The organism is Fastidiosipila sp., from assembly GCA_012511175.1.
Classification (GTDB): domain Bacteria; phylum Bacillota; class Clostridia; order Saccharofermentanales; family DTU023; genus UBA4923.
This window is the reverse complement of record JAAZGO010000002.1, coordinates 18,714-31,833: the sequence shown is the minus strand read 5'-3', so window position 1 is coordinate 31,833 and position 13,120 is coordinate 18,714. Positions and strand designations below refer to the sequence as shown.

General features: G+C 55.3%; 11 protein-coding genes, 1 tRNA gene and 1 other RNA gene. 6 read left to right on the top strand and 7 right to left on the bottom strand.

Annotated features, from left to right (window positions below; translation table 11 throughout):
• Window positions 1-4 precede the first annotated feature (4 nt).
• From GX839_00245 to GX839_00230, 4 genes are all read right to left on the bottom strand, one after another.
• Window positions 5-823: a hypothetical protein gene (locus GX839_00245; protein ID NLB03902.1), complete on the bottom strand. Its 819-nt coding sequence runs from the start codon at window positions 821-823 to the stop codon at window positions 5-7.
• 102 nt (window positions 824-925) lie between these two features.
• Window positions 926-2,218 carry an ATP-dependent Clp protease ATP-binding subunit ClpX gene (gene clpX / locus GX839_00240; protein ID NLB03901.1) on the bottom strand — a complete coding sequence of 431 codons (1,293 nt, stop codon included), beginning with the start codon at window positions 2,216-2,218 and terminating at the stop codon, window positions 926-928.
• Between the two features lie 27 nt (window positions 2,219-2,245).
• On the bottom strand, window positions 2,246-2,830 hold the full coding sequence (gene clpP / locus GX839_00235) for an ATP-dependent Clp endopeptidase proteolytic subunit ClpP (protein ID NLB03900.1): 585 nt from the start codon (window positions 2,828-2,830) through the stop codon (window positions 2,246-2,248).
• Window positions 2,831-2,906: 76 nt separating this feature from the next.
• Window positions 2,907-4,268, bottom strand: a complete 1,362-nt coding sequence (locus GX839_00230; protein NLB03899.1) for a trigger factor — start codon at window positions 4,266-4,268, stop codon at window positions 2,907-2,909.
• A gap of 169 nt (window positions 4,269-4,437) precedes the next feature.
• On the opposite strand from GX839_00230, the gene ssrS reads away from it, so the two are divergent.
• The 6 genes from ssrS to GX839_00200 all read left to right on the top strand — a co-directional run bounded on the left by ssrS (window position 4,438) and on the right by GX839_00200 (window position 8,850).
• Window positions 4,438-4,612, top strand: a non-coding RNA gene (gene ssrS, locus GX839_00225) — 6S RNA.
• 42 nt (window positions 4,613-4,654) lie between these two features.
• Window positions 4,655-6,067, top strand: coding sequence for a cysteine--tRNA ligase (locus GX839_00220; protein NLB03898.1), 1,413 nt, complete (start codon window positions 4,655-4,657; stop codon window positions 6,065-6,067).
• A 14-nt stretch (window positions 6,068-6,081) separates the two neighbouring features.
• A complete protein-coding gene (locus GX839_00215) occupies window positions 6,082-6,534 on the top strand; it encodes a ribonuclease III (GenBank protein ID NLB03897.1) in 453 nt (150 codons plus the stop codon).
• Entirely contained in the window at window positions 6,527-7,306 is a 780-nt protein-coding gene (gene rlmB, locus GX839_00210; GenBank protein NLB03896.1) for a 23S rRNA (guanosine(2251)-2'-O)-methyltransferase RlmB, read from the top strand. The genes GX839_00215 and rlmB overlap by 8 nt, the downstream gene beginning before the upstream one ends.
• A gap of 78 nt (window positions 7,307-7,384) precedes the next feature.
• Window positions 7,385-8,710, top strand: a complete 1,326-nt coding sequence (locus tag GX839_00205) for a hypothetical protein (protein ID NLB03895.1) — start codon at window positions 7,385-7,387, stop codon at window positions 8,708-8,710.
• Window positions 8,711-8,773: 63 nt separating this feature from the next.
• A tRNA-Arg gene (locus tag GX839_00200) sits at window positions 8,774-8,850 on the top strand.
• A 59-nt stretch (window positions 8,851-8,909) separates the two neighbouring features.
• On the opposite strand, the gene GX839_00195 is transcribed toward GX839_00200, so the two are convergent.
• From GX839_00195 to GX839_00185, 3 genes are read right to left on the bottom strand one after another with little or no spacing between them, the layout of a single operon-like run.
• The gene (locus tag GX839_00195; protein NLB03894.1) at window positions 8,910-10,358 is read right to left on the bottom strand and encodes an ABC transporter permease; all 1,449 of its coding nucleotides are present in this window, start codon (window positions 10,356-10,358) and stop codon (window positions 8,910-8,912) included.
• Window positions 10,359-10,404: 46 nt separating this feature from the next.
• Window positions 10,405-11,511, bottom strand: coding sequence for an ABC transporter permease (locus tag GX839_00190; GenBank protein ID NLB03893.1), 1,107 nt, complete (start codon window positions 11,509-11,511; stop codon window positions 10,405-10,407).
• Window positions 11,504-13,117: a sugar ABC transporter ATP-binding protein gene (locus GX839_00185; GenBank protein ID NLB03892.1), complete on the bottom strand. Its 1,614-nt coding sequence runs from the start codon at window positions 13,115-13,117 to the stop codon at window positions 11,504-11,506. The genes GX839_00190 and GX839_00185 overlap by 8 nt, the downstream gene beginning before the upstream one ends.
• Window positions 13,118-13,120: the final 3 nt, after the last annotated feature.

Sequence of the window (13,120 nt, the reverse complement as noted above, 5' to 3'; positions counted from 1 at the left end):
TGGCTTATTGTAGCACGTGGCCGTCATCCTGACCGGCCTCCCTCAGCTGATCGGCCAGATCCAGGAAAGGGCAACCGTCGCTTCGGAAGGGGCAGAACGGCCCCGCCGGCTCAGGCCTCTTCAGCGCCTCCGGCCCGGGATCTGAAATGGCCTTTGACCGCTTGAATCCTGCTTCCAGGACAGCCTGGTACAAGCTTCCTCTGGCTGCCGGCTGCCGCAGGGAGGGCTCTTCGGACAGACAAAGGCGCAGCCGCACTGCAAAGGGCCGGCTCAGGCGGCTTATTGTTTTTTTAATAACCCGGCCTTCGAGTTCCGCGGCCATCCGGCCCGAACAGACAGCCAAGAGGGTCATGGCAAGACTGAAAAGATCCGATTCCGGGCGCAGCCGGCCAAAATAGACTTCCCGCGCTGCGTAGCCCGCGGTCACTGAACGGGCTGTGTCGGGAAGGTCCGCCTTGCCGTCCAGAAATCGCGAAGATGCGAAATCGATCAGGCAGGCACGGCCTTCGCGGGTAACGATGATGTTTTCGGGGCTGAGGTCCAAATGGGCAAAGGGAAGCCCGGCAAAGAGGCTGATAAGGGCAAGTGAATCCAGAACCTGATCGAACCAGCGCTGGAGGTTGGAGGATGTAAGCAGCTCCTGCGGGAGCTGTCTCAGCGTCTCCCCTTCCAGATGCTCAAAAAGGTAGTGATCAGCATCGGGAAGACAGGCAACCAGGCGGCGCGGCAGCCCCGGAGACCTGATCCGGGCAAGGAGATCTGCTACGCGGCTGTCGGCCCAGCCGGCCACCGGCTTTTTCATTGTCTTGATTGCTTCCTCCACGGCGACTCCTTTGCTCCAGTTTCCCCCTGCCATAAAAAAAAGACCGGACGATTTCCGGTCTTTTCCTGTCGGGATTTTCCAATTTGCAGTTTTGAATGTTTGTCAGGCGTTCGCAGCCTTCTTGTCCTCCGCTTGTTTCTTTCGTTTCAGGCGTGGCTTTTCTCTCCCCCTGACGCTGGCCACCGTGATGAAGACTTCGCAGACATCGCCGCAGGAGGGAATTTCATACATGACATCCAGCATCAGCCGTTCAAGGATGGTTCGCAGGCCGCGCGCCCCGGTCTTCAGCTCCAGGGCTTTTTTGGCAATCTCACGGATTGCCTTGGGTTCAAAAACCAGATCGACATCGTCAAAACGCATCAATTTTTTGTATTGGCGTAAAAGCGCGTTCTTCGGTTCCTCAAGGACGCGGACAAGCGCCTCTTCATCCAGCTCTTCCAAGGCAACCACTACAGGGACCCGACCCACAAATTCGGGAATCAGGCCAAACTTCAGCAGGTCTTCGGGCAGCAGCCTTGAAAATAATTCCTTATCGCTTATTTTCGAGGATCCTTCGATTTCCGCGCCAAAACCCATGGATTTCTGCCCGATCCGGTCGCGGATAATCTTGTCCATGCCCGCAAAGGCACCCCCCAGTATGAAAAGAATGTTGGTCGTATCGATCTGGATGAATTCCTGGTGCGGATGCTTGCGCCCCCCCTGGGGCGGCACGTTGGCCAGGGTGCTCTCCAGGATCTTGAGCAAAGCCTGCTGAACCCCTTCGCCGCTGACGTCCCGGGTAATGGAAGGGTTGTCTGAACGGCGGGTAATCTTATCGATCTCATCGATGTAGATGATGCCCTGCTCAGCGGCAGTTATGTTGAAGTCAGCGTTTTGAATCAGCCGCAAAAGGATGTTCTCCACATCTTCTCCAACGTAACCGGCCTCGGTCAGGGCGGTTGCATCCGCGATGGCGAAGGGCACATTCAAAATACGGGCCAGGGTCTGCGCCATCAAGGTTTTGCCTGAACCGGAAGGCCCCAGCAGCATGATGTTGCTCTTGGCAAGCTCCACCCCGTCATCTTCCTGGTCAACCAGGTCCGAGAAAACCCGCTTGTAATGATTATAGACAGAAACGGCCAGTGTCTTTTTGGCATCTTCCTGGCCGATGACATATTCGTCGAGTTTTTCCTTGATCTGCTGCGGTGTCAGCAGGTTCATTTCGTCCGCGCCGGGCGCTGCCTTGGGCCGGCCCCGGACCGGGTCTTCCGCCAGCATCTCATCGCAGAGCATGACGCATTCATTGCAGATGTAGACACCGGGACCGGCGATCAGGCGCTCCACCTGGCCTTCCGTTTTCCCGCAAAAGGAACAGTGAAGGGACTTGTATTGATCCTGGTCTTTTCTGTCCGACATGGCCGTTTCCTCATTCGCCTGACTGCGCTAAACGCGCTTGGTCATGATCTTGTCGATCAGACCGTACTCAAGGGCTTCTTCGGCAGACAACCACCGGTCGCGGTCAGTGTCGCGCTCGATAACCTCGTAGGGCTGCCCGGTCTTTTCCGACAGAATCTGGTTGAGTCGCTTCTTCAGCCGCACGATGTATTCTGCCGCAATGGTGATGTCAGTGGCCTGTCCGTGCGCGCCGCCGCTTGGCTGATGGATCATCAGGTCGGCGTTGGGCAGGGCAAAGCGCTTGCCCGGGGTGCCGGCTGCAACCAGGAAGGCGCCCATGCTGGCCGCCATTCCCATGCAAATGGTCTGGACATCAGGCTTGATGTACTGCATGGTGTCATAAATCAAGAGTCCCGAAGAGATCTCACCGCCGGGGCTGTTGATGTAAAACTGAATGTCTTTTTCGGGATCCTCCGCCTCCAGGAAAAGAAACTGGGCCATGACCAGGCTGGCTGTCACGTGATTGACCTGGTCGCTCAGGATCACAATACGCTCTTTCAGGAGCCTGGAAAAAATATCGTAGGAACGTTCCCCGCGGGTTGTCTGTTCCACCACCATGGGAACCAGATTCAGCCGTGCCGGGTCAAAACCGTCCTTATCCATCAAGTTCATTTGCCATGTCCTCCATTCTTGGCTTTCCTTGCCTTGGTTATTCTTCATGCGTCTGGTCCTGACTGTCTTCGTCTTCATCCGGAACCACGGGCGCCACGTCGGTCACATGACTGACCTCTTTCAGCCATTTGAGCAGTTTCCGGTTTTCCATGTCGTGCCGGAAATGCTCCTGATCGTGGTCGGTCTTCAAATACTGGTCCCTGAACAAGTCGGCCGAAATACCTTCCTTTTCAGCTGTCTCCCCGATGGCTTTTTCAAACTCGTCATCACTCAGCTCAAACCGCTCCTTCTCCTTTTCGCGGATGGCCTCGACCACCCAGGCGCTCTCAATCAGCCTGCGTGATTTCTTTTCCTGTCCGGCACGGTACTGCGCGACCGTCTGACCTGAATACTTCAAAAAATCGCTGAAATTGAGGCCGTACATGGCAAATTGCTTCTCCTGACGGTCCATGGCCCGGTCGATTTCGTCTTCGACGATGAGCTCCGAAAGTTCGATGCTTGAATCCGCCACAATCTTATCGATGATGTTTTGTTCAAAAGCCTGGTCAGCCTGGCTGTTCATTTCTTTGGCCAATTCTTCCCGGATCTCAGCCCGGTACTCTTCCAGGCTGTCACAGCTGTCACTGACATCGCGCACGAACTCATCGTCGATCTCGGGCAATTCCTTGACCAGAACCTCCCGGATCCTGACCTTAAAAACGACCTCTCTGCCCGCCAGATCCTCCGCGTGATAAGTTTCAGGGAAGGTAAGCGGGAGATCAAAATCGTCGCCCGGCCCATGCCCGATCAAGCCTTCCTCAAATCCCGGAATGAAGGTACCCGACCCGATTTCCAGCTTATGACCCTGGGCCTCGCCGCCTTCGAAGACTTCCTCTCCTAGGAAACCCTTGTAGTCCAGGGTAACCTGATCCCCCATCTCAATCGGGCGGCTGGTCACGGGCACCAATCGGGAAACGCGTTCGCGCGCCTCTTCAATCCTTTTGTCAATAGCTGCTTCATCGACCTCCGCGGGGGGCCGGTATGCTTCAACACCCTTGTATTTCCCAAGCTTGACCCGGGGCCTGAGGGCCACACTGACCTCGAAGACCAGGCCGGCCTCACTGCCGATTTCCTTGACTTTAAAGCGCGGATCGGAGAAAGGGGTGATCTCCTGCTCTTCCAGGGCTTTCCCGTAAGCCTTGGGCAAAGCGATTTCAAGCGCGTCGTCATAGAGGATATCTTCTCCGTAATGGCGGACTACGACTGGGTAGGGCGCTTTCCCCCTGCGAAAGCCCGGCACTTGGAAATGACGGGCATTTTTCCGATGGGCAGCCTGTAATGATTGTTTGAATTCTTCCGACGGAACCTCGACAGTCAATACTGCCGTTCCCTTGTCTTCCGAAAGTTTCTGTGACGTCATCGCGTCCTCCTTGTAATGGAATTGTTCTGGAACCGCCGCTGCCCGCAGGCAGGGCGGATGCATTTTTGTCCATATGATACTATATCACGTGCCTTATCCCTGCGGCCCTGTGTGACGGGCATCATGTAACCGGAAGATTTGAAGCCCCTTTGCAATCGTGCTATCATGAAGCTGCCTGGAATGCGCGGCACTCTTGTTTTTGGACCACCATTTTTTGAAGGGGAGTCCGGGTCGATGTGGAATAGGGATAAGCCTTTTCGAAGGACATTCTAAGACCACCGCAGGGCACCCACCTGGCATGTAGGCTGGGTATCAAAAAAGGAGTGCGGCATTTCGGGTTTTCTTTTGCGAAAGAAGACAAATGCCTTGATCACGGGAGGTGGGCTGTGAGAGTTTACAACTCGTTGACCCGACAAAAAGAAGAACTGATTCCCCTTGAAAAAGACCATTTCCGAATCTATGTCTGCGGCCCGACAGTCTACGACTTCTTTCACCTGGGCAATGCCAGGCCCTTCATCGTCTTCGATACCCTGAGAAGATACCTTCTCTGGCTGGGCTACCGGGTGACCTACGTCCAGAACTTCACCGATATCGACGACAAGGTCATCAGCCGGGCCAAAACCGAGGGCATTTCAACGGGCGAACTGGCTGCCAGAATGATCGGCGAATACTACCGGGATGCCGACGCGCTCCGGATCATGCGGGCCACCATCCATCCGCGGGCAACGGAATCCATGGACGACATCATCCGCCTGATCCAGATGCTGATGGATAAGGGGCACGCCTACCAGACTGAAGATGGCATCTATTTCTCGATCGAGACCTTCCCGGCCTATGGCAAACTCTCCGGCCACAATCTGGACGACCTGGTTGCCGGTGCCAGCGAACGGGTGGCGGAAACAGAGGGTAAACGCAACCCGCTCGACTTTGCCTTGTGGAAGTTCAAGAAGGAAGGTGAACCTTTCTGGCCCAGCCCCTGGGGCGATGGCCGGCCCGGCTGGCACATCGAGTGCTCCGCCATGAGCCTGGCCAATCTGGGCGAAACCATCGACATCCACGCCGGCGGCGTTGACCTGACTTTCCCCCACCATGAAAATGAGATCGCCCAAAGTGAGGCCGCGACGGGAAAACCCTTCGTCCGCTATTGGATGCACAACGGCTATATCAACGTCAATCACGAAAAAATGTCCAAATCGGCAGGGAATTTCTTCACAGTCCGCGACCTGGCTCAATTTTACCCCTACCACATTTTGCGTTATTTCATCCTGCAGGCCCACTACCGGATGCCCATCAATTTTTCCGATGATCTGCTCGATGCGGCCGTGGCAAGCTGGCAGCGGATCAGCACCAGCATCGATCACCTGGCCTTTGTGGCAGCCGCTTCAAAGGATTTAGCTGTCAGCGGGCCGGAAGAAGAAGCCCTGGCCAAAGCCATTGAAGTCTTTCGTCACGACTGGAAAGAAGCCATGGACGATGACCTCAATACCGCTGACGCCGTCGCTGCCCTCTTTGAGCTGGTGCGGGCAGGCAATACGGCAGCTGCTACCGGACAAGTGTCCGCTGACCGGTTGCTTGAGGCCCGTTCTGCCATCCTTGAACTTTGCGGTATCCTGGGCCTGGACCCTGAAAAAAAAGACCTTGTCATCCCGGACGCGATCATGGCCCTGGTCAGGGAAAGAACGAGAGCCAAAGAGGAGCGCGATTTCGAAAGGGCTGATACCCTCCGCGATGAGATTCTCTCCCATGGCTATAAGCTTGAGGATACCCCCCAGGGGGTACGTGTCATTCCCGCTGATTGAGCCCAGAGGGTCACTTGGAAGCAGAAGATTTTTTTGGAAAGTCCGTTTTATCGGAGCATGAACTTCTTTCCTGCTCCATCTCAACCTTGGCCTGGGTAGGCGATGCCGTCTTCGAACTCTACGTCAGGACCAAGCTGTCCGGCGAGTTCAATGCTGCCTCCGGCCAGCTCCACCGTTTGGCAGAGAAGTACGTCAGTGCAGAGGGACAGGCGAACCTGGCAGGGAAGCTGTCGGACGCGAACAGCCTTTTCTCCCTCGAGGAAAATGAACGCAATCTCCTGAAGCGTGCGCGCAACTTCCATGCAAGCAGCCTGCCCCGGCACGCCGCACCCTCAGACTACCGGAAGGCAACTGCCATTGAGGCACTGATCGGATGGCTTTGGCTGCAGGGAAAAAAAGAACGAACGTGTGCCCTCATCAGCTATCTGCTTGACTCACCGGAAGACCCAATCGAAGACCATGAGTGAAAACAGAGATCATGATTTGGAACTGACCCGGCTTGAGGGCCGCAATCCGGTCGCCGAAGCCCTGGCTGCCGGCCGGTCGCTTAATCGTGTCTATGTGCTGGAAAACGCCCGCGGTGATCTGGCTGCCTTGGCGGCCCGTTGCCGCCAGCAGGGCGCCCGGGTCGATTTTGTCAGCCGGGCTGTCCTGGACAGCATGGCCCTGACCCGGGCCCATCAGGGTATTATCGCCGAGGCAGCACCTTACGCCTATTCCGACCTCAACGGCATTTTGCAGACCTGTAAAGAAGAAGGCCGGGATCCCTTTCTTCTTCTGCTCGACCACATTCAGGACGCCAACAACCTCGGCTCCATCCTGCGTGTGGCGGATGGGGCAGGCATCGATGCAGTTGTCATCCCCAGGCACCGGTCTGCGCCGCTGAACGCGGCGGTCGCCAAAGCTTCCGCGGGCGCCGTTGAACACCTTCCGCTTTGCCGGGTCAACAATCTGACCCAAACCATCCTCATGCTGAAAGACCAGGGTTTTTGGATTTTCGGGACCAGTGCGGTATCAGGTACTTGCTACAAAGATGCCGACTACGGCGGCAGCATCGCCCTGGTCGTTGGCAGCGAAGGTGAGGGCATGTCAAAGATGGTCGCCCAGCACTGTGATTTTCTCTTGTCCATCCCCCTTCGGGGCCGGATCAATTCGCTCAACGCAGCAGTCGCCTGCGGCATCATCGTTTTTGAGGCAGTTTCCCGGCGGGGCAAAAAGGAAGCATGCTCCGATCCTTGATGCAGGAGCCTGCTTGGGGCACAATAAACAGGCAGGGCTCCTTGCCTGACCCTTGCGATTTCAGTGGACTTTGAGGGCATGGTGATTCAGAACAATCGAAAAACCAAGTTTCGCAGCGTGCGGCTCCTGGCTGCGCTTTTGGTCTTGGCTTCAGCCTGTCTTCTGACAGCCTGCACGCCTTTTTCTTCTCAGCCCGCCGACCTGCCCTCAGTTGACGTTGCACCTTTTGTGCTTCGCCCGCAAAACGAAAAATTTTTTCGCGAGGACGAATGGGTCCGCCTGATCACTCTGGCCATCACTCATGCGGATTACCGGGACAAAATCTGGCATGCCATCCCTGCCATTCAGCGTGCTGAGATTTCACAGACGGAGTTTTTGCGCTATGTGGCCTTTCTATCTGACTGCCTGCCGGGCAGCATCTCATCTTATTACCGGGCATCGGAAGACGAGAGCGCGGTCATCCGCGGCTACGCAGCTAAAGCGGATAAACAGCTGACACCCAAACCGGCCGATGCATCCATCTGGTGGATCAAAGCGCGTACATCCGACCTGCGCGAATTGAAATTTGCCATTCCCGTCACCAAGGATGAGAGCGGCATCCCCTGCTTTTCCAAGTCCTGGCTGCAGAAACAGGCCGCCCTCTACGATTACATCATCCTTTACCTTGACGCGCTGGCAGGCGGTTCGGAACCGGCCCTGTCGGCCCTTCTGCGCCACAATACGGAAATTCGAAGCCGGATACAAAGCGCTGCGATCGACCGGCGTGCCAAAGACCTGTTGGCTTTTTACCATGATCAGGTTTTGACCGGCAAGGGGAGCTACCGCTGCCTTGAGATGATGCCCGGCAGGGCAGTTTTTGAAGAACAGCTCCTTTCCGCAGATTCAAGGCCTGCCAAAACCCGCACAGTCATTTTTACTGAATCAGGGGGCCGCTTCCAAGCGGATGAAAATATCGCACAGCCCCTCAAGCCCGATGACACCCTCCTTTTCTTCGAAGGCCAGCCGCTCTTTGGCCCGGACGAAACCGGGGCGAAAATTGATTCGGAAACAGCCTTGCCAACGCTTGGAATTCCTCTCAATCTGGAAATCATGGACAGTGAAAATCTGGGCGACGTCTCCTTTCGAGCTGTTTGGCCAGGGATGATTGTTGAAGCCTCCGGGCTTTGCGATCCGGATTCACTTTCATTTGAAGGCGATCTTCATCAGGTCTGCATCACTTACAGTTCCTTTGAAACGGGTACTGGGCTTCGGCCGGGCGACTCGGTCCATGAGCTTTATCTCCGCTACCCCTTTATCCGTGAAAATGGTTACATGGTGCAGCTCCAAAAAGAGAGCTCCTTGACGACCCTGGCCGTTCAGGTGGAATCTGATTACATCGCCAAAATTACCCTGATCTTCGACTGACGGCCTGCTCCTTGGTGTTCTTGACAAGCCCCGGCGCGGGCGCTAGTATGGTAAAGCTGTCACGCGCCCGTAGCTCAACTGGATAGAGCGTCTGACTACGGATCAGAAGGTTCCGGATTCAAATTCTGGCGGGCGCGCCACAAAAAAGCCTTGGGGCATTTGCTCCAAGGCTTTTCTATTTTTTCTTTCCGGCCCGGTTCTAGTCGGGCATTTCGAGCTTAAGTGCCGGTTTTGTCTTTCGCTGCCAGGCGTGCATGGCCAGGGAAAGGGCAATCACGCCATAAGATACGAAGACACGGAAGTACTCGCCGATCATGGCATTGTTGAAGAGTTTGGCGCCTGCTTCCGGTGCGACAATAAAGAGCGTGTGGAAGAGGATGATGCCTGTAATGGCCTGCTTGTTGGTGGCTTTCTGGACGGAAGCTCCGCCTACCAGCAGGGCCGCGATTGCAAACTGCCCCACCTGCAGATGTGCTCCGTAGGTTGCAAAGGTTCCAAGGTTCTGCAGATAAATCAGCTGCCCCCAGCCAGCCAAAACGGTCGACATGATCATGGCGATGACCCTGACGCGGTCTACGTGAATGCCCGATGCATTGGCAATGACCTGGCTTTGACCCACCGTCCGCATGTTCTGGCCCAGCCGTGTCGACAGGAAGACCTTGTTGAAAACACAGAGGCCTGCGATCAGGGCAAAGGGAAGTACGGCAATGGAGGCGTTCTTGATGATGCTGTAAACCAGCGGAATATAAGTTGACGCGTAAAGAGCGGCAGCCACCCCAATGATCATCAGGCAGCGCCTGACCCTGAACTTTCCATCCGGCCGCAGCTTGTGGCTCACCAGCTTCCAGACCGCATAAAGGACGGCGATGGCAGCTCCCATCTCAATGGTGCTGACAATCGGCAGACGGTCCGTTCTGAAATAATCCCCGACTGCGGGAATAAAAGTCAGGCCATAGATGAGGGCGGCCAGCACCAGCAGAACAAGCGTCTTAACAGGAAAAGGCTGTCCATTTTTCCGGCGGGCCACTATCTGAATGATGGCAATAATGGCAAGAAGCACCGCGAGGGCCAGGACCAGATCCACCAGCTTGACCAGATCAAGTGCATATTTCATGTTACCGGTCAGGTCAATGGTATTCTTGATCCCGATACCGCCGGGTATGACCAGACTATTGGTCCTGACAGGCAGGATACCTCCCAGGATGTAAAGAAAAAACAGCTGGTAGAGTCCGTCCGCAAAGTAGCCGAGGATCAGGCCGGCGATCATTTCCGCCCCTTTCATTTTGTTGAAAAGGCGGCCGACGCCGAAGCCGAAAAGCATGGTCAGAGGCGTTGTAATAAGGAAAGCGACCAGCATGCCCGTCATGCCGGTCAAACCCCAGTCCACGGCGAAAAATAATCCCGTCTGTGCGGCGATGGCTCCGATGACAATGCTGAAGTTGAGCCCCATTCCAGCCAGTACCGGGATGAGCAGGGACAACACAGTAAAGCCATTACGGCCAAAACGAATGAGGACATTTCCGAGGACGAAACCGACGGTGTTGCCGGAAACAGCGACAGCGCCAATACAGAGGGCAGCAAACATCAGCATGACTTTGTTTTCGAAAAGCCAGCTGAGCGTTTTTTTCAAGGGCGTTTCCGTCTGCATCACGATGACGTCCGGCTGGGAAACGGCTGATTGATTCAGGTCATGATTATTTTTCAATCTGGTTCCCTCCTTTCGTTTTCGACAGCGCGTAAAGAATGATGCCATTCGAAATAATGATCCGGACAACCTCCGACAAAGTACTTCCCGAAGGCATCAGCCTTTTGATTACCGGCAGGGAGGTCGTCAGGATTCCCTGGAAAAGAAGGGCACCGACAATGACGTTGGTCACCGTCGCCCGCCTTGTCGTCGCGCCGCCGATCAGAACGGCCGCGACACACTGGAATCCCATCATGAGCGGGGCGTTGTAGAGTTGCAGGAAGCCAAACACCTGAGCATACATGATGATGCCGATGGCTCCGAGTACGGTAGACAGCACGGTGCCCAGAATCCTCATCTGGTTGACATTGATGGCGTTGGACTGGGTAAAGAGCTCATTTTCCCCCGCGGCGCTCATGGCAATTCCTTTTTTGCTCCAAAGGAAAAACCAGACCGCCAGGCACATGAAAAGGAAAAAGAGAATCATCCCCAGGGGTATGACCACGCCGCCCACCCTGAAGGCCAGCCAGTGAAGAGCTGTGGGCATCTTTGCCACCACATCGGGATTACTCATCAGGCCGCCAAAACTTTCTTCCAGGTTGATGGTGTTACGCATACCCTCGCCCGCGATCGGCCAGATGAGGACGCCGGACCGGAAGGGCAGCAATAGCCAGACGATGTTGGAAAGCGCAATAACTGAGAAGCCAACGTAAGTTGACACGGTCATTTCAGATCCCTTGACCCGGTTGAGCAGCAGACCGTACAGAAAACCCAGCAAAGTGGCGATTGGGATGGCAATCAGGAGCGCAAAGGCAAGATCGGTCCAAGGCCGTGGCGAACCGTGCCGGAAAGACAATTCAATGGCCGTTGTACTGCCAATCAGGCCGGCGACAATTCCCAGCGAAACGCCAAAGTTCAGGCCGATACCGCTTTGCACGCCCGGCACCATGGCCAGGATGAGGATACCGAACATGGACCAGCGCCGGAGCACATCACTGAAGACATCCGTGATTTTCAGGCCCATAACCGGAGACACAATGACCAGCAAAACGAAGAAGAGGCCGATGATCAGCCGGGGCCAGCCAATGCGCTGGATCGTTTGTTTCGTATTACTCATCTTCAACCCCCCCTTCAACACCGGCGAGGGACATTCCGGACATGGCCAGCCCGAAGGCCGCGTCAGAGGCATCCGGCGCCAGGATCTCTGCAACTTTCCCTTCGGATACGATGGCAATCCTGTCACAGATGGAGCGCAGCTCGACCAGTTCCGAACTGATAATGACGATGGTCATCCCTTGGTCGACGTTCATCTTGACCAGATGCTCCAGAACAAGTTTTTTTGCTCCGATGTCAATCCCCCGTGTCGGTTCGGCGACAACAAGAATCTTCGGATTCATGGTAAGCGCACGGGCCAGACAGATTTTTTGCTGATTGCCGCCGGAAAGACTTCCTGTCTTCTGGTGGGGACCCGTACAACGGATATCGAGCAGCTTGATCATATCCAGCGTGTGTTTTTTCGCCTTTTTCCGGTTAAACATCTTGATGGGGCCGATTCGCCGCAGGAATTGGTTGTGGACCTGCATGGCTGAAAAGACAATATTGCGTTCGATGGATTCGTTGAGCAGGAGTCCGACGCCCCGACGATCCTCGGAGACGAAAGCCACGTCATGCTTCAGGGCATCCCCCAGCCTTTCAAGCCGGAGTTTTTCCCCGAAAACCGTGACATCACCCTCGGCAGGGAAAAGCCCCATGACGCCGTTGATGATGCCGATTTTCCCCTGGCCGGCAAGACCACCGAAACCGAAGATTTCTCCTTCAAAAACGGAGGCGTTCATGCCCTTGACCTGTTCACCGGGCATGTCGACGCTGAAATTGCTTAATTCAAAAGCAACCGTCTCCTGTTCGCAGACGCGGCAGGTATCGCCAAGATCAATCAGGCGCTCAACCTTGCGGCCGATCATCTTGGCTGCGATCTCAACCACGGTCATGTCACGGGTCATGGCATGTTCGACCAGTTCGCCGTCGCGCAGGATGGTCAGGCTGTCGGCCACCGCCATAACCTCATCGAGCCTATGGGTGATGAAGATGATCGCAATCCCCTGGCTGGTGATGATTTTCATGATTTCGAGCAGGCGCTCCGCTTCGCTTTCTGCCAGCACTGCTGTCGGTTCATCGAAAACGAGAAGCTTGATTCCTGTCTTGTCGATTTCGCGCGCGATTTCAACAAACTGCTTGTAGCCGATGGGAAGGCCGGCAACCTTGACATAGTCCTCAATATTCATCCCAATCCGGGACAGGGCTTTTTTTGCGTCGCGGCTCATGGCCTCGCGGTCAAGAATATCCAGGGCGGGTCCGAAAACCTTGGAAAATACGGTCGGCGTCCCGATTTCCCGTCCCACTTTGATATTCTCGGCAATGGTGAAGTCGGGAATCAACATAAATTCCTGGTGGACCATGCCAATGCCATGATCCATGGCCTCGTGCGGGCTCATGATCTTGACCGGCTGGCCACCGATTTCCACTTCCCCTTCAAAGCCACCTGTCGTGTGGATGACAGGCATGCCGAACAGAATATTCATTAAGGTTGACTTACCGGCGCCATTCTCACCGACCAGGGCATGAATTTCGCCTGGTCTGACAGCCAGATCAACATTTTTCAGTACACGGTTGCCAAAATATTCCTTGCTTATCCCCTTCATGGATAAAATGGGTGGCCCGTCCATTTC